The 26268-nt window shown below is 64.0% G+C and carries 26 protein-coding genes; 10 read left to right on the forward strand and 16 right to left on the reverse strand.

Features of this window, described 5'->3' with window-relative positions; genetic code table 11:
* Positions 1-15: 15 nt before the first annotated feature.
* The 4 genes from dbpB (ACQEVG_RS06530) to ACQEVG_RS06545 are packed head-to-tail and all read right to left on the reverse strand — an operon-like array spanning position 16 to position 4456.
* Positions 16-1113 (reverse strand): DGQHR domain-containing protein DpdB, encoded by a 1098-nt coding sequence (gene dbpB, locus ACQEVG_RS06530; RefSeq protein WP_289929089.1) that lies wholly within the window; start codon positions 1111-1113, stop codon positions 16-18.
* A gap of 48 nt (positions 1114-1161) precedes the next feature.
* Positions 1162-2406: a tRNA-guanine transglycosylase DpdA gene (dpdA, locus tag ACQEVG_RS06535; RefSeq protein ID WP_432978383.1), complete on the reverse strand. Its 1245-nt coding sequence runs from the start codon at positions 2404-2406 to the stop codon at positions 1162-1164.
* Positions 2403-3545 (reverse strand): DGQHR domain-containing protein DpdB, encoded by a 1143-nt coding sequence (gene dbpB / locus ACQEVG_RS06540; protein ID WP_432978386.1) that lies wholly within the window; start codon positions 3543-3545, stop codon positions 2403-2405. Before dbpB (ACQEVG_RS06540) ends, dpdA begins: the two co-directional genes overlap by 4 nt.
* Positions 3542-4456, reverse strand: coding sequence for a hypothetical protein (locus ACQEVG_RS06545; RefSeq protein ID WP_432978389.1), 915 nt, complete (start codon positions 4454-4456; stop codon positions 3542-3544). The genes dbpB (ACQEVG_RS06540) and ACQEVG_RS06545 overlap by 4 nt, the downstream gene beginning before the upstream one ends.
* 109 nt (positions 4457-4565) lie before the next feature.
* Between ACQEVG_RS06545 and queC the strand changes: the two genes are divergently transcribed.
* From queC to ACQEVG_RS06570, 5 genes are all read left to right on the forward strand, one after another.
* A complete protein-coding gene (gene queC / locus ACQEVG_RS06550; protein WP_031477139.1) occupies positions 4566-5261 on the forward strand; it encodes a 7-cyano-7-deazaguanine synthase QueC in 696 nt (231 codons plus the stop codon).
* Positions 5262-5263: 2 nt separating this feature from the next.
* Entirely contained in the window at positions 5264-5899 is a 636-nt protein-coding gene (gene queE, locus ACQEVG_RS06555; protein WP_031477140.1) for a 7-carboxy-7-deazaguanine synthase, read from the forward strand.
* The gene (gene queD, locus ACQEVG_RS06560; protein WP_030951629.1) at positions 5899-6255 is read left to right on the forward strand and encodes a 6-carboxytetrahydropterin synthase QueD; all 357 of its coding nucleotides are present in this window, start codon (positions 5899-5901) and stop codon (positions 6253-6255) included. Before queE ends, queD begins: the two co-directional genes overlap by 1 nt.
* A gap of 3 nt (positions 6256-6258) precedes the next feature.
* Positions 6259-7026 (forward strand): GTP cyclohydrolase I FolE2, encoded by a 768-nt coding sequence (locus ACQEVG_RS06565; protein WP_383365636.1) that lies wholly within the window; start codon positions 6259-6261, stop codon positions 7024-7026.
* A gap of 82 nt (positions 7027-7108) precedes the next feature.
* A complete protein-coding gene (locus tag ACQEVG_RS06570) occupies positions 7109-7930 on the forward strand; it encodes a serine/threonine protein kinase (protein WP_432978395.1) in 822 nt (273 codons plus the stop codon).
* Between the two features lie 177 nt (positions 7931-8107).
* Here the strand turns inward: ACQEVG_RS06570 and ACQEVG_RS06575 are convergent, their stop codons facing one another.
* Complete coding sequence (locus tag ACQEVG_RS06575; protein WP_432978398.1) at positions 8108-9094, reverse strand: phosphotransferase family protein; 987 nt, start codon at positions 9092-9094, stop codon at positions 8108-8110.
* A gap of 113 nt (positions 9095-9207) precedes the next feature.
* Positions 9208-9657: a helix-turn-helix domain-containing protein gene (locus ACQEVG_RS06580; RefSeq protein WP_432978401.1), complete on the reverse strand. Its 450-nt coding sequence runs from the start codon at positions 9655-9657 to the stop codon at positions 9208-9210.
* Positions 9658-9876: 219 nt separating this feature from the next.
* On the opposite strand from ACQEVG_RS06580, the gene ACQEVG_RS06585 reads away from it, so the two are divergent.
* Together ACQEVG_RS06585 and ACQEVG_RS06590 are read left to right on the forward strand one after the other, a co-directional pair.
* Positions 9877-10890, forward strand: a complete 1014-nt coding sequence (locus ACQEVG_RS06585) for an AAA family ATPase (RefSeq protein WP_432985116.1) — start codon at positions 9877-9879, stop codon at positions 10888-10890.
* Complete coding sequence (locus tag ACQEVG_RS06590) at positions 10887-11438, forward strand: guanylate kinase (protein WP_432978404.1); 552 nt, start codon at positions 10887-10889, stop codon at positions 11436-11438. Before ACQEVG_RS06585 ends, ACQEVG_RS06590 begins: the two co-directional genes overlap by 4 nt.
* A gap of 11 nt (positions 11439-11449) precedes the next feature.
* Here the strand turns inward: ACQEVG_RS06590 and ACQEVG_RS06595 are convergent, their stop codons facing one another.
* The 3 genes from ACQEVG_RS06595 to ACQEVG_RS06605 form a co-directional block, all read right to left on the reverse strand.
* On the reverse strand, positions 11450-12307 hold the full coding sequence (locus tag ACQEVG_RS06595) for a DUF1932 domain-containing protein (RefSeq protein ID WP_432978407.1): 858 nt from the start codon (positions 12305-12307) through the stop codon (positions 11450-11452).
* A 22-nt stretch (positions 12308-12329) separates the two neighbouring features.
* Complete coding sequence (locus ACQEVG_RS06600; RefSeq protein ID WP_432978410.1) at positions 12330-12980, reverse strand: HAD family hydrolase; 651 nt, start codon at positions 12978-12980, stop codon at positions 12330-12332.
* 178 nt (positions 12981-13158) lie between these two features.
* Complete coding sequence (locus tag ACQEVG_RS06605; protein WP_432978413.1) at positions 13159-13506, reverse strand: helix-turn-helix domain-containing protein; 348 nt, start codon at positions 13504-13506, stop codon at positions 13159-13161.
* 546 nt (positions 13507-14052) lie between these two features.
* Here ACQEVG_RS06605 and ACQEVG_RS06610 point away from each other — a divergent pair.
* From ACQEVG_RS06610 to argS, 3 genes are all read left to right on the forward strand, one after another.
* Entirely contained in the window at positions 14053-15384 is a 1332-nt protein-coding gene (locus ACQEVG_RS06610; RefSeq protein WP_432978416.1) for a hypothetical protein, read from the forward strand.
* Between the two features lie 8 nt (positions 15385-15392).
* Positions 15393-15938, forward strand: a complete 546-nt coding sequence (locus ACQEVG_RS06615; protein ID WP_432978419.1) for a GNAT family N-acetyltransferase — start codon at positions 15393-15395, stop codon at positions 15936-15938.
* A gap of 641 nt (positions 15939-16579) precedes the next feature.
* Positions 16580-18307, forward strand: coding sequence for an arginine--tRNA ligase (argS, locus tag ACQEVG_RS06620; RefSeq protein WP_432978422.1), 1728 nt, complete (start codon positions 16580-16582; stop codon positions 18305-18307).
* Between the two features lie 14 nt (positions 18308-18321).
* On the opposite strand, the gene ACQEVG_RS06625 is transcribed toward argS, so the two are convergent.
* The 7 genes from ACQEVG_RS06625 to ACQEVG_RS06655 all read right to left on the reverse strand — a co-directional run bounded on the left by ACQEVG_RS06625 (position 18322) and on the right by ACQEVG_RS06655 (position 26188).
* A complete protein-coding gene (locus ACQEVG_RS06625) occupies positions 18322-18855 on the reverse strand; it encodes a hypothetical protein (protein ID WP_432978425.1) in 534 nt (177 codons plus the stop codon).
* Positions 18856-18944: 89 nt separating this feature from the next.
* Positions 18945-19697 (reverse strand): sulfotransferase family protein, encoded by a 753-nt coding sequence (locus ACQEVG_RS06630; protein ID WP_432978428.1) that lies wholly within the window; start codon positions 19695-19697, stop codon positions 18945-18947.
* 32 nt (positions 19698-19729) lie between these two features.
* Entirely contained in the window at positions 19730-20596 is an 867-nt protein-coding gene (locus ACQEVG_RS06635; RefSeq protein ID WP_432978430.1) for a histidinol-phosphatase HisJ family protein, read from the reverse strand.
* A gap of 24 nt (positions 20597-20620) precedes the next feature.
* Positions 20621-21145 (reverse strand): nucleotidyltransferase family protein, encoded by a 525-nt coding sequence (locus ACQEVG_RS06640; RefSeq protein ID WP_432978433.1) that lies wholly within the window; start codon positions 21143-21145, stop codon positions 20621-20623.
* Entirely contained in the window at positions 21142-24228 is a 3087-nt protein-coding gene (locus tag ACQEVG_RS06645) for a pyridoxal-dependent decarboxylase (protein ID WP_432978436.1), read from the reverse strand. The genes ACQEVG_RS06640 and ACQEVG_RS06645 overlap by 4 nt, the downstream gene beginning before the upstream one ends.
* Positions 24225-25076: a glycosyltransferase family A protein gene (locus tag ACQEVG_RS06650; protein ID WP_432978439.1), complete on the reverse strand. Its 852-nt coding sequence runs from the start codon at positions 25074-25076 to the stop codon at positions 24225-24227. Before ACQEVG_RS06650 ends, ACQEVG_RS06645 begins: the two co-directional genes overlap by 4 nt.
* Positions 25073-26188 (reverse strand): hypothetical protein, encoded by a 1116-nt coding sequence (locus ACQEVG_RS06655; protein ID WP_432978442.1) that lies wholly within the window; start codon positions 26186-26188, stop codon positions 25073-25075. Before ACQEVG_RS06655 ends, ACQEVG_RS06650 begins: the two co-directional genes overlap by 4 nt.
* Positions 26189-26268: the final 80 nt, after the last annotated feature.

Below are 26268 nucleotides of genomic sequence, written 5' to 3' on the forward strand. Positions count from 1 at the left end.
AGGGCAAGGCTTCGGCTACTTGCTGACCAGGGTCTGCAGGTGAGTGCTGAGCAGCCGTACGTCTTTGGCCGTGTTCTGGAGGCCGTTCCAGTTGCGTTCCTCGCCATTCGAGAACTTCCACGTGCCGCCGGGAGTCCAGGCGACGTGCTTCTCGAGTCGGCGCAGGCTGATGCGAATCTTGTCCCAGTTGACCTTGTCGTAGTGGACGCCTGTGGTGAGCTGATCCATTACATAGCCCATGGCCTGGATGCCCACGCCATGAGTCAGCCTGGAATCCTTGGGAGGCTTGTTCCACGCACCCTCGAAGACGTTCTCGACTGCTGTCCAGAAGCCCAGAAGGTGCGCCAGCATCGCCTCCTCGTCCGCGGAGCCGTCCTCGGCATTCCGGTACTGGAAGAGTGCGCCCTCGTAGATGCTGTGCTCCAGCATGCTCAGAATGCTGTTGTCCTTGATATTGCCGGTAGGCGACGTGGGGCTGCTGATCCTTCCGCAGAAGGGGCCGTCTCCCATGTTCAGCATGACCATGATCTTCGCGGCGAGCTGGCGGCGCGCGTACGAGCGCGGCAACTTGGCGGTGGTCTCTGGCAGGAGTTCGTACACGAGCCCCTTGGGCAGTGGCTTGGTCGAGTTGACCAAGATGAACTGCGACCGCTGCTCTTCCTGAGACGCAATGAAGCCCACAGCCGCGACGGGGAACTCTGCCAGGTCAGCGTCCCTGATCGCTGCGCTGCGCTGCTGACCGTCCACGAGCCAAGCCGGCTTCTCGTCGTCAGCCAGTGACTCGTCGACCGGGATGATCAACTCGCCGGGGATTGAGTAGCTCACGCTGCCGCCGCGAACCGCGGGTTCGAACGTGACGCGATCATCGAAGCCGAGAACCAAGGCGTTGGGGAGCATCGCACCCTCGGACTCAAGGTAGCGGCGGATCGAGCGGATGTGGCTCAGGACCTCAGGCCGCTGGTACCCCTGCAGCTTCCTCTGGCTGTCGCGGCGGATGCGCGAGACGGCTGCAAAGTCTTCCAACTTCTTGCCATCGACAGCGAAGCAGTAGATCTCCTTGTCGCCTTGGAGCACCTTGAGGGCGGGAACCTTCAGAACGTAGCGGTCGGCCACATCATCTCCTGTTTGAGTTACTTTGAGTGCTGTGCGCGGTCTGGGCGATTATGTGAGCGGCAGCTTGCGCATCTTAGCTTCGAGCACAGTCATGTTATGGAACCCGCGACGCTTGTTTCTCTCTGTTCCGCGGAAGATGACCATGTCGATCTTGTGCTTCTTGCAAAGGTCACACCGGCAGCGATCCCAAGGGCGGTCGACAAGAGTTTCTCTATAGTCGTCGACCTTCTTTAGTTTCTTGGGGTCACCGATGAGGGCGTGATAGGCGCGCAAAGCATCGATGACCTCCTGCACGTCGAAATCCTCATCGTCTCTATATTGGCGCAGCAGTCTGAGGCATTCACGTTCAGCCTTGATTGCCGCCGACTGCGAAACCATACCCGCCAAGATCAGCCGCTTTAGAGTAGGGTTTCCATCAACTTGGGGAACCCTAATCGCAACGTACGAACGATCGGCGGTGTGATAGTTGTTCTTCTCATCCATGAAGGCTTGCCGGAATGCCGATGTGCTATCGAAACTAGTGACGTGATAATCGGCAAAGCGTTCCATGCTGTCGATGCGGGTAATTCCGAGAAGATGGAACCCGACGTCATGCTTGCGAATCTTGGAAATTTCCTTAAGGCAAGCAATGATTTCCGGCGTCTTCAGCGGAACCATGCCCCCCAAGGCGATGCGCTTGTAGCCCATTTTCTGGAGTTGCACGACACTATCCGCGTAGCTGGCCGGGCTCCAGCCCTGCGCTGCGCCGACTGGCTCCAGATGCAGTTTCCCGTCAGCGATCAGTCTATTGTGACTTTTAGTGGCCTTGAAGAACTTCTGCGCATAATCGAGTGACATCTCGCGACGCGTTACCCATGCCTCATCGACCTCCTCGTCGGGAGCATCGGGCCGGTACCCGAAGATCACGTGGTCGATACTGATTCCCGCATTGAATCGACACTCAGTGTAGTAGTGGAGAACTTCAGGAGTCTCGTAAGGTGGGCGCTCTTCATTGATGTAATTGAAGGATCCGCAGTCGCCTAGGCTCTCCATCGGTTCAGGCAGCCCGAAAAAGGTTCTCACACCGTCGCGATAAAGCCGTGCCCTCTGAGGGGCGCTGTACTTCCCGGCCCCCTTAATTGACCCATCTACGATGGCCTTGCTGACCAGTATCCCGTCGTAGGGGGCCGGCTTCACTGCCTGATGGGCATACAAGTCGTCCCGCTGGCGATGGCGCTCATCGGGGTACTCATCGTGGATAAAGTCATACCTGGGATAGATCTGGTCTTGACTGTCAGGGAAGTAGAACTTCACGACGCGCTCGTCCTTGACTGGAGGTAGATGCGAATCAAAAGGTTCGATAGGGTGCTGATATGGCGCGGCAAGTTCTGGAGTTCATTCCAGGGGGTGTTGAGTTCCGGCCAGCGCCCCTTGGTCCATCGGCAGTGTGGCGCGATGAACGCCAGTTCGGCCTTAGCCCTCTCATAGGCTTCCGGCGAACCTGGTTCTGCGTCGGCTAGCACTCGGTCCATGACTCGGTCCATCAGTCGCCCCATCGAGCGGATGCCGACGCCGTGCATGAGGCGGCTCTTGGTAGGAGACACGCCCCAGGCATCAGGGAAGGTGTCTCGCACAGCACTCCAGTACGTGACAAGAATGTTGCGCATTGCGTCAGTGTCGACCGTACCGTTCGAGAGATTCTTGTACGGGAACAATGCGCCCGACGGTTTCAGAGACTCCTCAATAGCCGAGATCAGGCTATTGTCCTTCACCACAGCGTTGGACCGTCTATCCGTGATCGTTGACGCCTGCTTGATCAGTCCCTTGAAGGGGGAATCGGAGTCCTGGTTCAGAGCACTCACCAAGACGGAAGGCAGCTTCTTCGCGGACAGCTTCGTCGGGAGTTTGGTATGCACCTCGGGGAGAAGTTCCGTCACCAGGCTGCCGGGCAGGGGCGACACGGTGTTGACGCGAAGGAACTGATCACGCTGCACCTGAATGTCCTCAGCCACGAAGCCAGCCACCGTGACAGGCAGCTTGGACCGCCGAGTGCGTGCGAGGGCAAGGCTTCGCTGCTGACCGTCCACAATGAAGGCAGGCCTGGGCGCGGTTGACGACGCCGGCAGGGGAATCTCCAACGTCCCGATCGTGGAGAGGCCGTCTGTACTGTTTGGCCCACGACTCCCCCGGAACCGTACCGAGGTGGGCAGAGCAAGGATGAGTCCGTTAGGGAACAGCACGTTCTCGCTGTCGAGGTATTCCAGGATCTGGTTCACATGCTGCTTCTTCTCCGCCCTCTGGTACCCGAACAGTCTGCCTGCCTCGTCCCGAGAGATCCGGGCCACGTCGGCTACGCGGTCAATCTCTCCCGCTTCGAGCGCAAACACATACAGCGGGATGCCCGGATTTTGCTCGATCCGTAGTGCCCTGCGGCGGATGACGTTTTCTGTCACCGTTCCCCCATGGTCCTCTTGTATAGATTCGCAAATCTGCTTTGCTCGCAGGCTTTGCCGTCATCGCGCAAAGCTCGCAGTAGCCGTGTGCGGGAGACGCCTGGCAGCTTCGCTGTCTCCCGCTTGATGAAGACGATCACGTCATCATCCGACATGGGCTGTCGGTTGTACTGCTCTGGCTTCGTGGTGGCTGTAGCCCACTCGTTCCACGCCTTCTGCGTGGCCGGCGAGATGAGAGTGCCGTCCTTGGAGTGCTGGAGCCACGACTCAGCCATGCGCACATTCAGGCTCGTCAACGTGCCCCCCAGCGCATGGCGCAGCCCAGCGTCGGAACGAACTCGGTGGATTCCAGGGATCTCGCGCAAGCCACCAATGAGAAGCGCCTCACCCCCGAGGGATCCAAGAGCTAGGAGTTCCTCCTCCATCGCGCTTGCATAGGCTTCGGACAGCGCCATGAGCACCGGCCCCCGCTGACCGAGTTCCTGGAGTTGGGCTTGGCCGGATCCCGCTTGAAGGTGGCCCCACCACTGGGCATTCTCCGCTGCAGAAGTGGCTACGGAGTCGGCGTGCCGCGTGCTGAAGGTTGCCGCATAGGCAGGCGCAGTCTCCGTCTTCGGCTCCACCGGCTGTAGGCCCAGTCCGGCCGATGCCACCCACAGTTGCGTCTTGAAACCTGCAGCCGAGGCAGCCACCGTCAGTCGGCGAGCTCGGGTCCAGTGATCACCGCGGTAGAGGTCCGTGAGCGAGGGCAGAGAGGCTCCGCCGCGTGCGGTCGCTGTCTGGATGCGCTTCTGCCAGTTACTGGAGCGTTCCTTCACGCTGCCCTTCGGCAGGTTCCTGGCGTACAGAGCTGCGTCCGGCGTGTCGACCTTGCGGTCGGTACACGTAACCACCAGCGATAGTTGCCTCACGCAGCTCGACTCCTGACAGCCATAACTAGTACCTGATGGCGGTTACTCTACCTGCCAGTTATCACGCTAGGCTGCACGCGTACACGACGGTCTAACTAGGGAGTAAGGCATGGGACGTCCTGCGATCGTTTTGCTGAGCGGTGGTCTGGACTCGACCACGGTTCTGGCCATCGCGAAGGACCAGGGCTACACGCCGTATGCCCTCAGCTTCCGGTACGGCCAGCGCCACAGCGTGGAGCTTGAGGCTGCGAAGCGCGTGGTCGCGGCCCAGGGTGTGGCCCGGCACGTCATTGCTGACATTGACCTGCGAGTTTTCGGTGGGTCGGCACTGACCTCCGACATTGACGTGCCCAAGCACGACTCCCTGGACCACACCGAGGAAGGCGGCGTGCCGATCACCTACGTGCCTGCACGGAACACGATCTTCCTCTCGTTCGCTCTGGCGTACGCCGAAACTGTCAACGCCAGTGACATCTTCACTGGTGTAACTGCGGTCGACTACAGCGGTTACCCGGACTGCCGGCCTGAGTACATGGAGGCCTACGAGCGCATGGCCAACTTGGCCACCCGCGCCGGGGTCGAGGGCACGCAGAGTCTCAAGCTCCACTCACCGCTCATCGCCATGTCGAAGGCCGACATCGTCCGTGAGGGCCTGCGCCTCGGCGTGGACTACGCCCTTACCTCCTCTTGCTACGACCCGGACGAGCAGGGGCGGGCATGCGGACATTGCGAGACCTGCCTGCTCCGCCTCAAGGGCTTCGCCGAGGCCGGCGTCACCGACCCCGTGCAGTACCAGGGCGCGTGAGAATGACCTACCTGGTCAAGGAGATCTTCTACACCCTGCAAGGCGAAGGGAGTCACGCAGGCCGTCCAGCCGTCTTCTGCCGCTTCTCCCGGTGCAATCTGTGGACGGGACTGGAGAAGGATCGTCACCGTGCGATCTGCCAGTTCTGCGACACAGATTTCGTCGGAACCGACGGGGAAGGCGGCGGCCGGTTCCGGACCCCGGACGACCTCGCTCAAGCCATCGAGCAGGCGTGGCCGTCATCATCCAGGGAGCATCGCTTCGTGGTGTGCACCGGCGGCGAGCCGCTTCTACAACTCGACGAAGCGGCGATCGACGCGCTGCACGCCCGCGGCTTCGAGGTTGCCGTAGAGACGAACGGCACCCGCGTACCGCCGAACGGCATCGACTGGCTCTGCGTCAGCCCCAAGATCGGCTCCGAACTGGTCGTGACTAGCGGAGACGAACTGAAGCTGGTCTACCCTCAACTGGGCGGCGACCCCGGTCAGTTCGAGCATCTGGATTTCCGGTACTTTCGGCTCCAGCCCATGGACGGCCCGGACGTTGAAGCCAACACCAGGGCGACTGTCGACTACTGCATGAAGAACCCGCGCTGGATCCTCTCTCTCCAGACGCACAAGTATCTGGGAATTCAGTAATGGAAATCTTCCGCGAGTTCACCTTCGAAGCTGCACATCGCTTGCCCAACGTGCCCGAGGGCCACAAGTGCGCGCGCCTGCACGGCCACTCCTACAAGGTCATCGTCCATGTCGAGGCTCCCGTCGACCCCGAGTCGGGCTGGGTCATGGACTTCGGCGACCTCAAGAAGGCCTTCAAGCCCCTCGAAGCGCAGCTCGACCACTATTACCTCAACGACATTGAGGGCCTGGAGAACCCGACTAGCGAGGTCCTCGCCCGCTGGATCTGGGAGCGGCTGAAGCCGACCCTGCCCGACCTCTCCGCGCTCACCGTTCGCGAGACGTGCACGTCAGGCTGCACCTATCGGGGCGAGTGAGCGATGCACGACATCCAGAACGAGACTGACACCCGCGGCATCGAGATCGACGATGTTGGCATCAGCGGCCTGCGCTACCCGCTGTACTTCGAGGACGGCCACCTCCGCCAGGAGGGCATCGCCGAGATCGACGTGACCGTGCGGCTCCAGCATGACCGCCGGGGCACCCACATGAGCCGCATGGTGGCTCTCGTCCACGAGCACCTTCGCCGGTTCGATCCGCGAAGGCTGCCGCACGTTCTGAAAGTCGGTGCGGACCTCCTGGATGCACCGGCGCTCGCGGTGTCGGTAGCCGTCCCGCTGAGCACGACCGTAGTCGCGCCAGCGACTGGCGCCGAGTCGTACCAGGTCCACGATGTCCGGTTCGACGGCCGCTGGGACGACGGAGACACGACGGTTATCACGTCGGTTACCACCGAGGTCACCAGTCTGTGTCCGTGCTCGAAAGCGATCTCTGACTACGGCGCCCACAACCAGCGCAGCCGCGTCACGCTGTCCGTGACAGGGCACGGGGACACTCCCTACCCCTTTGCGGTGCAGCAGGCCGTACGACTCTTGGAACGGTGTGCGTCCGCTCCCGTCGTGCCCTTGGTAAAGCGTCCGGATGAGCGTGTGCTGACGATGCAGGCGTACGACCACCCTGTGTTCGTCGAAGACATTGCCCGCGAAGTCAGCCACGTCTGCCGCGAGCGGGGTCTTCGTCACTCGGTGAGGGTCCGCAACCTAGAAAGCATCCATAGCCACGACGCCGTCGCATACGTCGCCGGGTGAGCGAGCATCGGGTAGAAGCCACTGCCGCATCGTTCTGCTCACATCGAGTGGTTGCACGACAGAGCAGTGAATGATGTGGCCCATGCCCTCGCATCCACTGCTGGACGTTGAAGCCGTTGATCTGTTGGAGCCGTACCTGGAAGACGTGGGCAGCATCTTCCGAGCCTTCCGCGACCAGGACTCTGGCTGCCAGTCTTACGGGGTGGCTGTCGGCGATGAACGGTGGTTCGTAAAGGGCGCAACCACTCCGCCGGCAGCATCCTCATTACGCCGAGCCGTGGACGTGCACGGCGCAGTGCAGCACTCGGCGATCGTGCCCCTGCGGCACTACTTCCAACTCCGAGATGGCCTGGCGCTGGTCTACCCCTGGGCCGAGGGTGAGGTCCTATATCACCCCACGACCCATGCACACGGGGGCCGCGCCGCCCCAGACAGCCCGATGGCCCGGTTTCGCAGGCTGCCTGTCCCCGACATTCTGCGGGCGATGGACGAGGTCCTGGACGCACACCTGGCTGTCGAGCAGGCGGGGTTGGTCGCGGTCGATCTCTATGACGGATGCTTCCTGTACGACTTCGAAGCACACCGCATGGTCTTATGTGATCTGGATGAGTACCGGTTTGGGCCCTTCATCCTGGAAGAGGAAAGGCTCCCAGGGTCACGGCGCTACATGGCGCCCGAAGAGTTCATCAGGGGCTCGACCATCGACATTCGCACGACCGTATTCGTGCTTGGCCGCGCGCTGCGTCTACTCCTGGACGCCGGTGATGAGGAGCAGGCGTGGCGCGGCTCTCGTGCTCAGCTGGCCGTGATTCAGCGTGCGACGGCCGACGATCCCGCTCATCGGTTCGGCTCTGTCGAGGCGTTGACGCAGGCATGGCGTGGCGTCTGGGGTCTCGACAGTTGATTTCTAAGGTTCGGCGACTGAGCTGAGCGAGTGCACAGCCGAGGAGGGTGCATGCCATCTTCGTTGTCCGACGAGACTGCGGTCCCCGAATCTTCGGGTAGCTCGTCGGGCCTGGCCTGAGACAGCCCTGGCAGGTTGTGGCCAGGATCCCGCTGAGACCGTGGACGGCCATCGTCCTCAGAGCCGCCAGCGCCGGCGATCCGCGAGCCATCGCAGAGTTACCTCGCCACACCATGTCTGGTGCTGGCGAATGTAAGGGGACCAGTCCGCCGGTGGCTGCGCGCCGGAGACCAGGAAGAAGCCCGAGAGGGCGGCGAGCACAGCATCGAGCTGTTCGCCGTTCACTCCTCGAGCCGTGGGATGGGTCTGGAAGAGGGCGGTGGCATCGTGGCCGTCGGCGTACGCGGTGGCCAGGAGCAGTACGAGGTCGAACCAGCTGGCGCCGAGGCAGGGCCAGTTCCAGTCGCAGATCCATGCGGTCCCGTGGGCGTCGATGAGAACATTGTCCTGACGCAGGTCGTGGTGCAGGACGGCGTTGCCGGCCACCGCTGGTCGCCATGCTGATTCCAGCTCAGCCAACGCATCCAGCTTGTCGAAAGGCACCCAGTCGGGAAGGGAAACCTTCGGGCTGGGCGCACCGGAGGCTACGGTGCGCCAGTCGTCGAAGTCGCCGCCGTCACCGACCGGCTTCAGACCGACCTGTTGAAGTTGCTCGGACGGTTCCGCGAGAGCCTCGGCGGTGACAGCGTAAGTGGCAAGGGTGAGGTTGAGGTCGTCGGTCGTCCACGGCGCGGCAGGCATACGTCCTCCTTCGACCGCGTCAAAGGCGATCACGAGCCACCCTTCCTGCTCGTCCAACCAGCGGATACGGGGCGCTGGAACGGCCGACGGGAGCGCCTCGTTGATCAGTGCCTCGCGCCGGTAGCATTCGGCCACCACCGTGTTGGTCCGGGCGTCGACAGCTTTGACGAACTGGGAGCCGTGAGTGCCCTCGACCACGGCTGCGTACCCGCTGGTGAAGCCGCCCCCGGCGCTCTCCTCGGCGTGTACGGCACCGCCGAGATGGCGTTCGATGAGATCGCGTACGTGTTGCGGAAGCTGTGACCAGCGCGGGCGCGCGGCAGTGGAATCGTATTGAAGCCGCGGGGTGAGGATCTTCGGCATGCAGCAAGGGTGAAGGAACGCTCGACAGCGCGCGACAGGTTTCCTGCTGATTTCTGATCGTCAGCGGCGCGTGTTTCCCCTGAATCGTGGAGTTCTCATGCTGGGTCCCAAGGTCAGGAGACGGCATACAGAGGCAGGGCCGGCATGACCTGGGCAGGAAGGAGCATCGGTCCTGTGAGGTCAGCGGGTGCGTCCAGGCCGTCCAGGAGCACGATGATCCGGTCGATGTTGATGAGGCGCCGCTGCCCGGACTCCAGCATCGACAGGAACGACTGGCTCAACCCCGTTAGGAGAGCCATGTCCTCCTGGCGGAGATGGCCGCGCTCTCGTACGAGTTGGCAGAGTCTGCCGAAGTCCCTCTGGAGTAGGGCGTCTTTGACGTCCTGGTGGGACCAGACCTGAGCGGGGACAGAGGGGCGAGCTGGATGGGCTGCTGTCCTACTGCGGTTGCAGCCGGAGCAGATGCTGTCGTTGTTGTACCGGCTCAGGCGGCACCCGCAGGTGGTACACCGGCCACTGGCGCGCGCGGTTGCAGTTACCTCGGTGGTTCGCGGCCCCGACACCCTGATCGTCCCCCTCGTCGAGTGTTCAACTTTGGGCTCCGGCCAGTGCTCTGCCGGAGGGGCCAATCACATCTGCGATCAGTACCGCGGAGTATCACTGGGGCTTGGTGAAGCCGCTCAACATCGGGCGACGTGACTTTTCAACATCCGCTTACACATGGGTTCGCACGGGGCAGACTTAGAGTCCCGATCATGGTGAGTAATGGGCAGGCGGTAGGCATGGCGAAGAGTCGCGCGGGGTGGCGTCCGTACCAGCTTCGCGCCATGCGCGAAGCACATGGTCTGACGCTTGAGGGTGCCGGTGAGCGGCTACGTGAAGTGGCCCGCGCCGCTGGACTCACTGTGCCAGCAGCAAACTTTCAGACCCTGTGGCAGCACGAGCAGGGCGAGGTCTACCCCGGCCCCCACTACCGCAGGGCCTACTGCCTTCTCTACCGGTCCACCGAGCCCGAGTTGGGGTTTCGGAAGGCCTTGCCGGGCGAGCAGACGCAGTTGAAGCTCACCCCAGCGCAGGTGGAGCCTCTCGGCGACCACGTACTGGCCGTCGAGCGCGCGGTGCTGCAGATCGCTCCAGGCGACGACGCCGGCAACGACGGTCAGGAGGTTCAGCAGCGGATCATTGACGCGTGGAAACGTCGCCACACAGGCGGCGACCCGAATCGGCCAACCCTGTTGATGGTGGGTGGCTTCGCCGGAAGCGGGAAGTCGGAGTTCTCGAGGTTCATTTCACGGCTCACCGGGTGGCCCGTTCTCGACAAAGACCCCATCACGCGTCCGCTCGTTGAACGTCTACTTGTCGAGATGGGAAGCGACCCAAATGACCGCCACTCCCAGGTATATCGGGAAAAGGTGCGGCCGTTGGAGTACCAGTGCCTGCTGGAGACCGCCTATGCCAACGTCGACTGTTCGATCAGCACGGTGCTCACCGCACCGTTCGTGGCTGAAGTGAACGACGTGCAGTGGATGCGCCGGCTGATCAACCGCTGTGAGGCACGGGGCGTGACCGTGGCGGTCATCTGGATCCGGTGCGACCTGGAGACTATGCACGAGTACATCAGCTTCCGTTCAGCAGCCCGCGACAGCTGGAAGTTGCAGAACTGGGAGGAGTACGCCTCGACCGTGGATCCGGAACTGCGACCAGCTGTACCGCACTTGGTGGTGGACAACCGTCTCGGCGCGGCCATATCCCTCACTGATCAGGTTCGGCAGATCTTTGGGACGGTATTCGCATGAACCGGGGCATCCTGTTGTACGGTCCTCCCGCATCCGGAAAGGACACCGTCACAGCGGCGCTGTGCGAACTCAACGAGGCATATTGTGCGTTCACGCGCCTGAAGATTGGCAGTGGCCGCACCCATGGCTACCGGATGGGTTCGGCTGATCAGCTCACAGAGCTGGAGGCGCGCGGGGAGGTGATCTACCGCAACGATAGGTACGGCAACATCTACCTCGTGGACCGACCCGGCCTCGTCCAGGCCACGCAGGAGGGGCGCATCCCCATCCTCCATCTAGGGCAGATTGCAGGCCTTGAGGCGGTGGTGGAGAAGTTCGCCGCGTCGTGGACCAGTGTGCTGCTGTGGTGTTCGAGGGAAAGCACCGAGATTCGATCCAAGGGGCGCGGCGATAGCGACACGGAGGCCCGCCTGACAGCCTGGGACGCTACAGCCGAGGACATCAAGGCGAGCCCGGATTTCGCCTGGGATCTGCAGCTCGATACTGAGGCAATGTCCCCCGCAGAGGCGGCACAAGAGATTGATCTTCTGACTCGACGAGCTATTTGATCACCAGGGCACTACGGTTCGTCGCGTTCCCCGCAGTCGTGGTCGACGCAGAGGTGTGAGAGGGCCTGGTCGATGGTGAGCTCGCGCTCTCGGGCGCCCGACCACCGGCTGAGGACTCGGCTGGCTGCACGCATCAGGTCGTCCGGCAGCCCGGCTTCCCGCAGCAGGGCTGCTGCATCGTCGAGTTCCGGGCCCCAGCGCCAGGCGCGGGACGCGGTCTTGGGGATGTAGTCGATCTCGGTCAGGTAGCTGCCGCCCCGTTTGCCTGCGATCTCAAGGAGTTCGCCGGCAACGCCGCTGGCATCGGCGACGCCGTAGGCGAGCGCCGCCAGGACACGGGAGGCCTTCTGATAGCTCGAGTACGACAGCTTCAGCGCGGAGGCGGCCCCTACCTCGGCGCCTAGCACTTTGGTCTTCACCTCACTCTCGCTGAACAAGGCCGTGGCCCGGATACAGCCGTCCGGGTTTCCGGACAGATACAGCGTGGGCTGCCTGCCGCCAGTCGGCGGGGAGCCGACTACCGCACCGTCGATGACTACCGCGCCGGGGAGAAGCTCTGCGACATCCTTGACGCGGCGCGGTGTGATCGCGTTCGCCTCGATGTACAACTGGCCGTCGAGCTCGCAGGCAGCCACCTGCTGTGCGACGTCCACCGCAGCCGCAGGCGGGCACAGAGACAACAGCACGTCGGCGCGCGCCACCAGATGCCCAAGGTTCTGAACGCCTTCGAGGCCGGCGTTCTCGGCGCGGGCTAGGGAGCGGCTGCTGCGGCCGTCCGTGCACCACAGCACCCGCACGTTCTGCCTGCGCAGCTGGGCACCGAAGGCAGCGCCCATGCTGCCTGGGTGCAGCAGCCCAACTGTGATCATTTGCGAATCCGTCACGATGTCCTCAGCTCGCGGTGGTGAGCAGCAGCTTGATCGCTTGGCATGCGTCAGCGGTGATGTGCTCCGGGACTATGTCTCCTTCGGGCCAGGGCCTGCCGCCGCTGATCCAGATGGTGCGTAGTCCGGCGGCCCTGCCGCCGCGGATATCTGTCTCCACGCCGTCACCCACCACCCAACCGCCGAGCGCAAGATCGGCTCCGCATGCGGCAGCTGCCTTCTCGAAGATCGTTACGTCCGGTTTCCGTTCGCCGACTGCCTCTGAGGTGCACACTGCATCAACATGATCGGCGACCCCTGAGGTGGTTGCTTTCGCTGTCTGGATCTCTGTCCCGCCGTTCGTGGCGACGACCACGTTCCAGCCGGCGCTTCTGAGCATGGCCAGGCCGTCGAGCACTCCGGGAAAGCAGGTGACGGAACGTGCCATGTGGGCGCAGTAGTCGCGCCAGAGCGTCTCGGGCGAAGGGGCAAGTCCAAACTGTGCGCGAATCACCTCGAAAGTTGATGGGCAGCAACGCTCACGCATGAACTGGAGTAGGCGCACGCGGTCGTGGTCGTCCAGAGCGTGGTGGGCGGAGAAGGCTGAGACCCAATCGGCAAGGGGGCCTTGACGGTCAACGAGGGTGTTGTCGAGGTCGAAGATCACCAGCTGCTGCATGGAGGCCGACCCTACGGGAGGCTATGAGTCATCGGATACACAGGCGTACGTCAGCGGTCTCAGGCGTGCCCGCTCTCGTTCACAGCACATCCGAGCACGTATCCCCTGGGGCTCGGCAGCGGAAAGCTTCGCGCGCAGGCGTCGCCTCGACGGCACACCGATCGCCACCGACCGCGTCCTACAACGGCGGATGCCCCAATGGCCCCATGGGTTTGTCCTGGAGTGGAGCGGGGTGCGCTGAGGTCCGCAGCATGGGGCCAGTGAGCTCGATCGGCACATCAAGGCCATCGAGCATCATGATGATCTTGTCGATGTTGGTGAGCCGCCGTACGCCTGATTCCAGCATCGATAGAAACGGCTGACCGAGCCCGGTCAACGCGGCCAGGTCTTCTTGCCGTAACCCTCCGAGGCGACGGACCAGCACACAGAAGGTCCCAAAGTCCCGTAGCGCGAGCGCCTGTTGAACCTCGGCATCGGACCAGACATGCGCCAGCGTCGGTGGCTCTTGTGTCCGGCGGATGCACACCGCACAGAACGTCTCATCGTTGTAGCGGCTGAGGTGGCACCCGCACCCGTTGCACCGGCGCGCCTGTCGGGAGCGAGGCGCCTCGAAGGTAGGTACAGCCGGTACAGACACATCTCCTCCGTTTGGTGGGCACTCTCTCGCGGCCAGACGCTGGGACGACTGGTGGGACCATGGCGGGTAAAGGATCACGACATCGGCGACTGGACAGCCTGAGGCCTCACGGACTCGCCGAAGATACGGAGGTCCGGACGGCGGCGCCGCGATGGGCGAGTTCGGTGGCCCGGCTGCCGAGCCGCAATGCGCACACGGGAGCGCCCTCTGAGTACGAGCTGAAAACCCGAGAGAGCAAGGCCATGCCGACCACTGACCTGCGCTGAGTGCTCGTCAAGTTCATGACGAGAAGCCTCGGATAGGAGACGATGACCACGCGAGGGCCTGATCCGGACCCCTGGCGGACCGTATGCGGACCAGAACGGGACCAAGACCGGCAGCTCTCTGAAAGCGCGGGAACCTGACGATGCAGACCACGTAGCAGGGGGCAACGCTATGGCTGGCAACGCCGGCAAGAGCGGCCAGGATCCACGAACAGTGCTTGAGTTACTGCTATCGCAGCAGCCCAAGACGTACGAGGAGATCGCTCGGGACTTCGGGGTGCTAGCCCGCAAGATGGGGGAGGACGCGACGCTAACTGCTCGGCACCTTCGACGTCTTGCCTCTGGTCAGCGGTCAGGGGTCAACCCCGTCACCCGCCGTGTTCTGCAGATGATGTTCGGCAAACCGCTTGAGGAGCTGCTCAGCCCGTGGGATGGGGCGCTCGTGGCGGGGAGCACGCCTTCGGGTGTGGTCATTGCGACTGGCCATCCCACGGCAGACAAGGAGCTGATCAACGTGGCGGCACAGCGGGCCCGACGCTTCGCCCTGACGACGGGGCAGACCGACCTCACTCCCGAGGCCATGGAACAGGTCCACGCGGACGTTCAACGCCTCGCCATGGACTATCCGCAGCGACCTCTCTCTGAACTGCTGCCTGACATGATCGAGGCGCAGGACACCATTTACACCTTGCTCGAGCGCCAGCGGCGCCCTGGGCAAGCGCGCCAGCTTTACCTTCTGGCAGGAGTGACCGGAGGCCTGTTGGCCAAGGCGAGCCACGACCTGGCTGATCCGCATGCCGCGCTCACGCAGGCCCGTACAGCGTTCATGTGCGCGGACCAGGCTGATCACAACGGCTTGCGGGCGTGGATCCGCGGCGTGCAGTCCCTGGTGGCGTACTGGGCTGGCCGCACCCGAGAGGCCGTGCAGTACGCGCAATCTGGCGCGGAGTTCGCCGACCTGGCGGGCAGTACGGCCAAAGTGTGGCTGCCGATGAACGAGGCCCGCGCCTGGGCGGCACTCGGCAACGCAGACAAGTCCCGCGCAGCGATCCAGCGAGCCGAGGACGCCTGGGAGTCCGTCCAGGAGGACGAGGTGGACGAGCTGGGCGGACTCTGCACTTTCGGCCGGGTGCGCCAGATCTACTACGCGGCTGACGCCCTGACGTGGCTGCCATCCGAAGCGGGAGCTGCTCAGGACTACGCCGAGCGGGCCGTGCTGGAGTACGAGGACGAGTCGACCCCTGAATGGGCCTTCGGCGACCAGGCCGGTAGCCGGGCCGACCTGGCGATCGCTCGGATCCAGATGGGCGAGCTGGAGGGCGCGACGGAGGCCGTCGTCCCCGTCCTTGACCTCGCACCCGAGCAGCGCATCAACGGGATCGTTCACAGCGCGCAGCGAGTACACAGGGCTTTGCGGGACTCTCCGCTGGCTGAGGCAGGATCGGACCTGCAAGAGCAGATCGAGATGTTCACCCGCACACCACTGAAGTCTCTCCCCCGTTGAGGAGTCTCGTGACCTACCCCCTGCGCCTGAGCGGCCGGCGTGTGGTCCTTCGCGAGTTCACGCTGGACGACGTCGACGACGCACTGAGAATCATCGGTGACGAGCGGGTCACGCGCTTCCTGTCCTTCGACAGCCGCAGCCGTGACGAGGCTCAGGCCATGATCGAAGGCGCGGTGAAGCGCGCCCAGGAGTCGCCTCGGACGGAGTTCTACCTCGCGGTGGCCCGCCTCGACGACGACCGCATGATCGGCTTCGCCCGCATCGCATTCGCCGGCGTCAAGGCCGGGAAGCTGGGCTATGCCATCGCGGCGGATGAATGGGGCCACGGGTACGCAACCGATGCCGCCCGGACTCTCACCAACTTCGCCTTCCGTGTTCTCCAGCTTCACCGCGTCAGTGCCGCCATCGGTCCGGAGAACTCTGCTTCGATCGCCCTGGTGGAGAGACTTGGCTTCACCAAGGAAGGAATCCTCCGGGACCACGTCTTCACCAACAGTTCCTGGCGGGACAGCGTCCTGTATTCCGTCCTCGAGCACGAGTGGCAGCCTATGTAGGAACCACCAGACTCCGCTCCTCAGGCCCGGGTCCTTGACCCGGGCCTTCGAAATGCGGCCTCTGACCGCGGCGCGAAACCCCGCCCAGTCGGACAGGCCTCAGGTGCGTCCGGTCCCGGAGCCTTTCGGGTGTGGCTGATTCGGCGACATGCCCGCTGGCGAGATAGCGACCTCCATCCCGTTGCGCTCCGCTCCCAAGCTTGTGCGCCCGGCTACGAGACCGTCGATCATGAGGGCGATGCTGGGGGTAGCTCTCACCGTCGGTATGGACGCCTACATGGACTCCGGCGTGATCGGTTACCCCTGCTGCGCCACTGCGGGCAGGGGATGGCGGACTGGCCAACCTCACGGAGGCCTTCGCTGAACATCTCGAAGCTCCGGGCGAACGTCCGCACGGCAGGGAGAGGTCCGCCCTGTAGCAGGCGGCCCTGGGGGCTGATGACTGCGGGAACTTAGATGTAAACGATCTTGAGGTACCCGGAGACAAATGCCGCATATTCTTCGTACAGGCTGATCAGCAAGCTTCCAAGCTCGCCTTCATTCGTGCGGGTAATGGGGCCCGCGATGCGCCCTTCAGGTGCTGCTAGGCCCCTGGACGCTGTGATTGGACACTGTTCTTTCGCCTCGGATAGATTTTTCGAATGGCGAATCTGGAAGAATTGCTGCATCAGAGGTTGGCCCCGGCATTCGAGACGGTGGCTGGCGCCCCCGTCGACCCGGTCATCCGACGATCCCAGCGTGCTGACTTCCAGTCGGACGCCGCTTTGGCGCTCGTACGCAAGATCGGCGGCAACCCGCGTGACATCGCCAGCCGGGTAGTAGAGGCCGCCGAGCTGGGCGATCTTTGCTCCTCGGTCGAGATCTCGGGCCCCGGCTTCATCAACCTGACCTTCGCTGACGACGTGCTCGCACGCCTCCTCGCCGACTCGGTCGGTGACGAGCGACTCGGTGTGCCGCAAGCCAAGAACCCGGAAACCATCGCGATCGACTACTCCGCCCCGAACGCAGCCAAGGAGATGCACGTCGGGCATCTGCGTTCGACGATCATCGGCGATGCGGCAGTGCGCCTACTGGAGTGGCAGGGGCACACCGTCATCCGACAGAACCACATCGGCGAGTGGGGTACCCCCTTCGGCATGCTCGTCGAGCACCTGCTGGACATCGGCGAGTCCGAGGCCGCGCACGAGCTGTCGGTCGGTGACCTGAACGGTTTCTATCGGGCAGCGCGCGTCAAGTTCGACGCCGACGTGACATTCAAGGACCGGGCCCGCAAGCGGGTCGTCCTGCTGCAGAGCGGCGACGAGACCACTCTGCGTCTGTGGAAGACGCTCGTGGACGAGTCGAAGAAGTACTTCATGACCGTCTACGGCATGCTGGGTGTCCGGCTGACCGAAGACGACTTCTTCGGCGAGAGCTACTACAACGACCAGCTTCAGTCCGTAGTGGATGAACTGGACGAGCTCGGCCTCCTGCGGCTGAGCGATGGCGCCCAGTGCGTGTTCCCCGAGGGCTACAAGAACCGGAGCGGCGACCCTCTGCCGATCATCGTCAAGAAGGGCGACGGCGGCTTCGGCTACGGCGCCACCGACCTCGCCACGATCCGGCACCGTCTGCGGAACCTCCAGGCCACCCGTCTGCTGTACGTTGTGGGCCTGCCCCAGCACCAGCACCTGGCGATGATCTACGACGTTGCTCGGGACGCACGCTGGCTCGTTCCCCCCGCCCGCGCCGAGCACGTCGGACACGGGTCGATCCTCGGCGACGACGGCAAGATGCTGCGGACCCGTGCCGGTAAGTCAGTGAAGCTGGTGGACCTCCTCGAAGAGGCCGTGGTCAGGGCCTCCGCAGTAGTCGCCGAGAAGAACCCCGAGCTTGATGAAGATGCCCGTGCCGCGGTCGCCCAGGCGGTCGGTATCGGCGCGGTCAAGTACGCGGATCTCTCCACCGATCGCACGCGGGACTACGTCTTCGACGTCGACCGGATGGTGTCGTTCGAAGGCAACACCGCCCCCTACCTGCAGTACGCGCGAGCTCGGATCTGCTCCATCTTCCGCCGCGCTGGCGTGGAAACGCCGCTGCAAGGTGTAGAGAAGCTGGTCATCACCGAGCCTGCCGAGCGTGCGCTTGCTCTGGAGTTGCTCGAGTTCAGCAGCCTCCTCGCAGAGGTTGCCGAGACGCTCGAGTTCCACAAGCTCGCCAACTACCTGTACGGGTTGGCTTCGGCGTTCACGAGCTTCTACGAGAAGTGCCCTGTCCTGCGCGCCGAGGGTGATGTCAAGCAGAGCCGCCTGGCTCTCTGTGACATCACCGCTCGGACACTGGAGCTGGGCCTGGGCCTCCTCGGTATCGAAGCCCCTGACCGTATGTGATGCGTGGGCGCCCGCTACCGGCGAGGTAGCGGGCGCCAGTTGAGCAATCCCGTTGAGGAGTACGACCGGCACCACTGGTCGTACTCCTCAACGTCGTTAACACCGTCGTCGAGGACCGCGCGGTAGACATCGATGGACCGGTACCCGGTGCCGCGTGCCACGAGGGATTCCTTGATGCTCAGGATCGCACTGCGGGTGTGGGGACTCAGTGCGGCGCGCATGGGTTCCACGAGGTCAGCCGAGCGCGGCCCGTCGTAGTCGGCGGGTAGCAGCCACATCTGAACTGTCCACGGCATGCCGTGGACGCGGTAGCGCACCTCCCAGCCGAGGCCGGCGTCTGGCTCGTTGACCGCGTTGAGGAACAGGACTCTGTCGACGGCCGGGTCCTGTGCCCACGCGGACACGAGGGCGAACCCGGATTCGACACGTAGAGCGCCGTAGATCTCGATGTCTATGTCGGGGGCAACCAGCAGGCCGTACGACATCGCTCCGCACAGCTCCGGCACGCCGAACTGCTTCCACTGCTTGAGCGGTTGCAGCGCGTTCATGACGGTACGCGCCTGCTCTTGCCGGGCGTCCTGTCGTTGAAGGGGGGTGGTGCGGTTGTCCTGCCCTTGGCCCGTGGCTGCCGTAGTTGTCACCGATGAGCCTCCAGGTACCCGAAGGCGCGGCAGGCTTCCATCAGACTGTCCGGCACATCTGCGTCTGTCGGCATGCTGCGGCTGGCCTGGACGACGCCACTCTTGATGTTGTCGGTGAAGTCGCCGATCCCCTGCACGAACGGGCCGTGGTCCACGCTCCCGTAGTTGAGCATCTCGGGCTCCCACGGCACGTCGAGGTACGTGCAGATCTCCCGGGTCAACTGCTCCGCATCGCCGGTGAGGTCCTCGTAGCGCACGGTGGTTCCCTTGAGTGTGCGGCGGGCTTCATCGAGCTCCTGGAGGTACGTGGTCACCAACTGCTCTGTCTGCTCCGGGTCTTGCTCGGGTCTACCGGCCAGCGCCGACTCCAGGATGTGCAGGGGATGCCGGAGCAGGAAGATGTACCGGGCTTGCGGCCAGCATGTCGCGAGCCTGCGCCACAGCAGCAGGTTACCGGGGGTCTTGTCCACCACGATGTCCTTGCCTGTGAAGGCCAGTTCGCGGTGGAGCATGCGGTCCCAGAGCAGGTGCTCGATCTCGTCCTTCTCCAGGTTCGAGGCCTGCATCGCCAATTCGATGTAGGGGCTGGTGAGCTGGACTTCGAGATCGGCCAAGTGCAACTCGTGCGGTGCCCGGATCTTGCTGTGAGTGTCCAGGATGCACCGCAGAAGCGTCGACCCGGAGCGTATCGAGCTGAGGATGAACACCGGCGATGGCACCAGGCGATCCGGTGCTGGCTTCGATGGCACGCGCAGTCTCCTCGTTTCCTGTCCTGGATTGGTCATCGACGCCAGAAGTCGATGGGGTCCTTGCCCGGCTTGAAGCCATGAGCTTCGACCATGGCCGCCGTTGCGGCGAAGTTCCGGCCGACGGTCTCCGGCTCGTGGGAGTCGCTGCCGAAGGAGACCGCTGATCCGCCCTCCTCGTACCACCAGCGCACAACCTCTGCCGCGGGCCAGGGGCCTTGGGTGTTGATTTCGAGTGCCCTGTCCGAGCGGGCCAGAGCGCGCAGGACGGCCCGGTACTCCTCTTCGTAGTCGTTCGCGTTGAACGGCTTCGCGTCCTTCGGCCAAGCGCGCATCGGGTAGTCGATGTGGGCGAGGACCTGGAATGCGTCGCTGCTTTCCACCATGTTGAGCGTCTCGATGAGGTAGGTGCGCATCAGTTCCTGGGCGTTGTCGGGCGTGAAGAGGAACGGCGCATAGTGGATCTGTCCGTCGACGACCAGCGAGTGCAGCGAGCCAAGGAGCCGGTCAAAGGTCCTACGCTCCAGCAGCGCGCCGATCTCGTCCTTGAACATGTGGGGCTCACCGAGCTCCATCCCGGACAGGATCTTGAGATCCGGGTAGCGGTCGCGGCAGCGTTCGAGGCACTCCCAGTACCCGTCCGAGTCGAACAGGCCGCTGGTTGCGTGTGTGTCGATGACACGGACGATGGAGGAGTCTTCCTTCTCCCCAGGGAATGCCCACGTGGTGAAGTCGGCGTGGTCGGTGAAGGAGATGGCCGGCAGGCCGAGGCGTATGGCCTCTTCGCAGGCCTTCTCCATCACCGCTGTCGAGGCGTCCCAGGACCACTCCGTGTGGACGTGGTTGTCTGCCGGAAGCGGCAGTCCCGGCGCGGCCTTCCATGCGAATTCTTCCGTGGTCAACGGATCGTCCTTCCCTTGTGTAGTTCAACTGCGGTTGCGGACCCCGAGCGCCTGAAGCGCCCTGCGCTCGGCTGGTGATCCCGGGATGCCCAGTTGCTGTGCGACGACCTGCTTGGCGTGGTCAGTCAGCTCGTCGAGCTGGGGGCAGGCGCGTACGGTGAGGCGTGTCCCGAGTAGGGCGCGCAGCACCTCCGCCTCGTCTGAAGCGGCCAGCTCGGGGTCTACGTGCCCGCGTGCCTGAGCCTGCTGAACGGCTTGGCGAACGCTGCTGCTGTCGAGGGCCTCCTGACACTGCTGGAGGGTGAACAGTTCGATCGGGTAGTCGGGGTCCGGTGTGTAGCCGAGGCGGCTTTGTAGTTCGGCGAACCCGGATCGCAGTCGGGTCGCCGTCTCGGCGGTCTCGGGTTCGGCGAGCAGTACGAAGCAGTCGATATCGCTGCCGGGACCGGCCCGGCTGGTCGCGACGGACCCGTAGATGAACACGCCGATGGCATGCGGGCACGTGTCGTGGAGGTACTGGTCGATCGCTGCCGTGACTGTGATGGTCATTCGGCGTCGTTCCAACCGGCCGGGCCGCTCAGACGTGGAGCGTTGGGGGTGGTGTTGCCGAATATCTCCGTGAGCATGGCCTGGACGAGCGGCAGCGCCTCGTCGACCAGCCGTTCCACGGCCACGTCGAGATCGCGTTGGGTGAGCAGCGGGTTACCCGGACATGCGGCCATGATCGTGTAGCTAGTGCCTCGTCCTGCGCCGACACGGTCGGCGAGGTCGGCCAGGGAGTGCTCGTCGAAGCAGACCTCGCCGGCCTGGTACAGGGCGGTGTTGACGCGGGAGGTGTAGGAGCTGATGATCTTCGCCGCGCGCTTCTTGCCTGCCGGATCCAGCGTTGCGACGGCTCGCCGTACGGCGGGAGGGCAGAACACGAACGCCAACCGGTAGAAGTCGACGTCGTTGAGCCGGATGAACAGCCCGGTCTCGTCGAGCCGCCGTTCCAGGTATCGCACTAGGGCCTGGCGTGACTCGACGAGGGCACCCAGCGTGTCTGTGCCTACGTGACGGAGAAGCATCCAGGTCGGCAGGCTCTCGAAGCCTCGCGACCCGAGAAAGGGTGTGATCAGCCCGAGGTCCCAGCAGTCGTCCTCCATGACGGTCTTCTCGTGGCGGCTGAACTGGGTCAGGACTTCCCGCTGCCGGAAGAGCACGTAGGAGGAGGGGTAGGGGGTGAAGAGGCCCTTGTGTGGGTCGAGGGACACGGAGTCGGCCTGCTCGATTCCGCGCAGGTGCTGCTGCTTCAAGCGTTCATTGAAGATGAGGCTGCCTCCGTGGCAGGCGTCGACGTGGAACCAGACGCCGTGCTTGCGGCACACGTCGGCCAACTCTTGGAGGTCGTCCAGGCCTGTGGTGCGGCAGTTGCCCGCGACGCCGACCACCATGAACGGGGTGCGTCCGGAGGGCGGGTTGGACAGCAGCTTGTCGACGGCCTTCGGGTCGGTGGTGAAGCCGTCCTTGGCATCGACGGAGAGAACGGCGTCCCAGCCAAGGCCGAGGTGGAAGGCGGAGTCGCTGTGGGAGTAGTGAGCGATCGGACCGGCCATTACGACGGAGGGCTGGGTGTCGAGTGCGCGAAGGCCGTTCTTGCGTGCCTGCGGGAATGTGTGCCCGAGGGCGGCGAGCATGGCGATGTGGTTCGACAGGTGACCGCCGGTTGTCCATAGGCCAGAGACGTCCTTGACGCCGCGGAGTTCGGTCAGCGGTACCGTCGGATAGCCGATCAACTCGCGCAGCCACTCGATAACCTGGGCTTCTACGAAGGTCGCTGAGGGGGCGCTGCGGTCGACCGCGATGAGGTTCTGATTGAGCAGCGGGCTGAGGACGTGGCCGGCGAGGGCAGCCAGGGCATTGCCGGAGTCGGGGAATGCGAGATACCGGGGGTGGCCCTGCCCGATCGAGTAGCGGGCGACAACGTCATTGACTTCGGCGAGGACCTGTCCGAAGCCGGTGCCATGCTGTGGGAGCGGCTGCGCGATCGACTTCCTCAACGCGGATGGGTCGGCGTAGCGCAGGAAGGGCTGTTCCGGCTCACGGCCGTGCAGGAAGTCCAGCCCAGACCGCAGGGTCTCTATGAGGTCGGCTTGGTGCTTGTCGCGCGCTTCGAGGCTTCCGACCAGGTATGTGTCTTTGGCTTCCTGCGTCACACCGTCGACATGCGTGCCCAGGTGGAACAGCAGGTCGTCGACCAGGCGCGCAGGGTCGGTGTCCAGACGCTCGTACCAGTCCTCGGTGCTGTGGCGTGCTTCGGCCAGGGCGGCCGTGCCAGTGGCGTCCAGGACCTCGATGAGGCTATCGGTGCGCATCGCAGGGCGGTCATCGGCCGGGGAAGCCAGACGGATGGTGCGGCAGATGTCCGCTTCCATGGCCGCCTCGAACGCTTCGAGGCATCCGACCAGGGTCGCTTCGTCTTCGAGCCGGGACAGCTGCTTGAAGAGGCGGACCTCCTGGGCGACCGGCAGGAAGTCACCCCAGAAGTGGCCCAGTTCGTGCCCGTAGAAGGTTCCGTTGTCGCGTGCCCGCTCAGGGCGGTTGTGGCGGCCTTCGAGACGGAGCGACTGCATCAGAAGGTCGCGGCGTTGCCCCCAGGTAACAGACTCGACGGCAAGCAGCGCCTTCTCGAAGGGGTCGGCGGGCAGTGCGAGAGAATCAGGAATCTGAGGCGCTCCGTCGTCGTTTGCGAAGATCTCTTCCGCCTCGCCGGGGGTCAGGCTGTCCGCGAAGAAGATGCGGTGCCACAGCAGGCACTCGGATGCTCGGGCCGGCGCACTTGCGGTGTCGACGACTTCCTCGAAGTCGATGAGGACGATCACGCCGTTGTGGAGGAACATGTTCCTCGGGGCGAATCCCTGCCAGATCTGGCCCGCAGCCAGCATGGCCCGCCGCAAATCCCGTAGGGCGGTGACGACGTGGTGCCGTTCAGTCGGCGTGAGGTTGCCCGAGCGCAGCTGGTCCTCGAGCGTGATGCCGAGGTTCTGAGAGAACGCCCAGGGATCTGTGTCGTGGCGTGCCTGGACGAGCGCGTATGAGCGTTGAACGGTGAACTGCAGCTGGCCGTCGCCGGCAGTCTGCGGGAGGAGGCCAGCGATCAGCGCCTCGTTGGTGCGCCTGGTGCCCACGGACGTGAAAGGCCATACAAGCGCCACCAGGTCGTACGGCAGTGGCCCGTCCGCCTGGATGAGCCGCGCCTGGCGGGAGGGGTGGATGGGGACCGCGGTTTGCGCCAGAGGGGCCTGCCTGGCCAGGAAGGCTTCCAGTTCCGCCGTGGTCGTGAACAGCTCTTGGAGGACGTTCACCAGGTCCTCGTCGCCGCTGAAGGACAGTGGGCTCTTCGTCTCGGTCGGTGCGATGGTGCTAGCTCCTGCCAGGGCACTGACAGCGTGGTGCGGATGGCGGTCGGCGAGTTCCCGCGCCGCTGCCACGTCCTTTGGGGCAGCGGCGGCTTCCATCTGTGTGAGGACGATGGAGTACCGGTTACGGAAACGGTCGGAGATGCGCCGATTTGCTTCCATGGCCGTACGCCACTGCGCCAGCCGCTCGGCGTACGGGCGTACCGGTCGGGCAGTCTGCGGAGCTGACGTCATGCCGCCGCTCCCTCGCTCGTGTCCACTGCGGGGCGGAACTGTTGTTCCAGTTCGGCCAGGACGTGCGCCTTCGTCTCGGGGTCCTGGGTGTGGTACATCGAACCCGGCTCGACTTTGCGGTCACAGTGGAAGATCTCGACGGGCCAGCTCTCAGGGAAGGCGATTTGGCGGCTGCCTGTGGTGCCCACGTGCGACACGAGGTCTTCCCAGTTGTAGCTGAGGTCGTGCCGATCGATGAAAACGTCGAGGTCGAAGGCGCCGAACCGGTTGGCAACGGGGGTGAAGCGTTGCACGTCGTAGGCGATGAAGTGGGTGGACAGCCGGTTCACTGAGCGTACTCCCGGCTCGATCTCGTCCCCCTTGTCTTCGAGCTTCCACGACCATTGGTCGTAGTCGCTCACCTTGCTCAGCACGGGCACGTGCGGGTGGCGCTCGAAGAGGCGTCGGCAGGTGGCCAGGGGATCGAAGGACGGGTCGGTGCGGTACATGACCACGTCGTCTTCGATGACGATGAGGTACGGAGAGCGCAGGTCGAAGAATCTGCGATGCCCGTTGTTCGATGCGTCGCCGGAGGGTACGAACCTGTCGCGACGACGGACGCGCAGTTCGTCGACTCCCCATTGGTCGAGATTGTCCGTTAGTCGGGCGATGGTTTCGGGTGGGGTTCCGTCGCAGTGCAGCACCACTTCGTAGGTCTCCTGGGTGTGCCGGGTCAGGGCGTCCAGGCAGCGCGGGAGGGTCTCGCTGAGCAGCGCGAGGTCCTTGTGGAAGAGGAAGGAGATCCTGAAGGTTGGATCTCCCGTGCTGGTGTTCTGCACGGTGCCTATGGGTTGACCTGTCTGCTTCACGTGGTCTTCTCCTGGGCTGAGGGCTGCTTCGTGCCGCTGATCGCCATAGGGCTAGTGCTGCGCCGCCGCGGTTCGTCGAAGACGCCGGAGGGGTCACGTGGAGCGCGACCTGCTATGCGGATCCAGGTGTTGAAGGCGGCGCACTGGAGCCCGTACCGGAGGTCAGCGATGATCCGAGCGGTCGTGTCGGTGATGTGCCTGTGCTGTGCCAGCCGAAGGGCGCATCGTTCGCGTCGGTAGGGGGCGCCGGCGAGCCGGTAGTCCGAGCTGTAGTCGGCGGCGAAGTGAATGAGTACGGGCGCTACTTTCGTGCCGTTCTTGGCGAAGGCGCATTCCCCGTTGAGTACGTCAAGTTGGAGTGGGCCGCTGATGCCGATGGGGGTTGCGGACGTGATCGCGGTGAGGTCTTGTGCGTGGATGCCGCTCTCGGCCAGTGCCATGGCGAGAAGGGGCTCATCGGCGATTCCACGCCGGAAGGGATGAAGCCCTAATTCGTCGTAGTCATTGGCGAGTTGGCGGGCTCGATCGAAGACCTTTCGCGTTGTATCCGAGGGCCGTATGAGCATGAGCCCGCTGTTGCACTTGGGCAGCCAGGTTGAGTTTGCCTTGACGCACATTGAGGCGACGTCGCCGTACCAGGCGCTCTCCTCGGTTGGGGTGATGTCGCGGCCGACAACTCCGATGTCGGATGCGTCGAAGAGGTCGAAGACCGGCTCGACGGGGCGTACAGCGATCGCGTCGGCGTCCAAATAGAGCGTTGACGGGTAGGGCGCGTACCTGTCGAGGTACAGCTTCTGTCGGCAGTCATCCGACTGCGCCGCACCCATCTCGATTACGTCGTCGTACATCTCGGCAGCACGACAGTTGCCATCGTCTGTGACCAGTGTGCGGTGTAGCCCGGGTGAGTGCCGCTGCAAGGAGAGGGCAAGCGTGTGCGCTTGGCGGTGATACCGCTTGTGACCGTAGGCAAGGACCAGGATTCCATGCTCGGGGTGTTCGCTCACCTTTCGGATCCCGCTCTCATGGGGATTGAGGCTCGGCGGCCAGGCCCTCATGAACTCTCCCTTCGCTTCAACTGCATCACGGCCTTGCACACTCCCGTATATCTGCATCTGTCACGGCTCCGACGAGTTGGCGACGGCCGCGAGGGTCGCTTAGTGGCTCGGCGGGATATCGCCGGTTGGGGCCCTGA

This window comes from Streptomyces sp. CA-135486 (genome assembly GCF_050936555.1).
Lineage (GTDB): Bacteria > Actinomycetota > Actinomycetes > Streptomycetales > Streptomycetaceae > Streptomyces.

Bases quoted from the DNA above. Each gene is read 5' to 3' on its own strand.
- queC (WP_031477139.1), top strand. From the start codon at position 4,566: ATGGGACGTCCTGCGATCGTTTTGCTGAGCGGTGGTCTGGACTCGACC.
- queE (WP_031477140.1), top strand. From the start codon at position 5,264: ATGACCTACCTGGTCAAGGAGATCTTCTACACCCTGCAAGGCGAAGGG.
- queD (WP_030951629.1), top strand. From the start codon at position 5,899: ATGGAAATCTTCCGCGAGTTCACCTTCGAAGCTGCACATCGCTTGCCC.
- ACQEVG_RS06565 (WP_383365636.1), top strand. From the start codon at position 6,259: ATGCACGACATCCAGAACGAGACTGACACCCGCGGCATCGAGATCGAC.
- ACQEVG_RS06570 (WP_432978395.1), top strand. From the start codon at position 7,109: ATGCCCTCGCATCCACTGCTGGACGTTGAAGCCGTTGATCTGTTGGAG.
- ACQEVG_RS06575 (WP_432978398.1), bottom strand. From the start codon at position 9,094: ATGCCGAAGATCCTCACCCCGCGGCTTCAATACGATTCCACTGCCGCG.
- ACQEVG_RS06585 (WP_432985116.1), top strand. From the start codon at position 9,877: ATGGCGAAGAGTCGCGCGGGGTGGCGTCCGTACCAGCTTCGCGCCATG.
- ACQEVG_RS06590 (WP_432978404.1), top strand. From the start codon at position 10,887: ATGAACCGGGGCATCCTGTTGTACGGTCCTCCCGCATCCGGAAAGGAC.
- ACQEVG_RS06595 (WP_432978407.1), bottom strand. From the start codon at position 12,307: ATGATCACAGTTGGGCTGCTGCACCCAGGCAGCATGGGCGCTGCCTTC.
- ACQEVG_RS06600 (WP_432978410.1), bottom strand. From the start codon at position 12,980: ATGCAGCAGCTGGTGATCTTCGACCTCGACAACACCCTCGTTGACCGT.
- ACQEVG_RS06610 (WP_432978416.1), top strand. From the start codon at position 14,053: ATGGCTGGCAACGCCGGCAAGAGCGGCCAGGATCCACGAACAGTGCTT.
- argS (WP_432978422.1), top strand. From the start codon at position 16,580: ATGGCGAATCTGGAAGAATTGCTGCATCAGAGGTTGGCCCCGGCATTC.
- ACQEVG_RS06625 (WP_432978425.1), bottom strand. From the start codon at position 18,855: ATGAACGCGCTGCAACCGCTCAAGCAGTGGAAGCAGTTCGGCGTGCCG.
- ACQEVG_RS06640 (WP_432978433.1), bottom strand. From the start codon at position 21,145: ATGACCATCACAGTCACGGCAGCGATCGACCAGTACCTCCACGACACG.
- ACQEVG_RS06645 (WP_432978436.1), bottom strand. From the start codon at position 24,228: ATGACGTCAGCTCCGCAGACTGCCCGACCGGTACGCCCGTACGCCGAG.
- ACQEVG_RS06655 (WP_432978442.1), bottom strand. From the start codon at position 26,188: ATGCAGATATACGGGAGTGTGCAAGGCCGTGATGCAGTTGAAGCGAAG.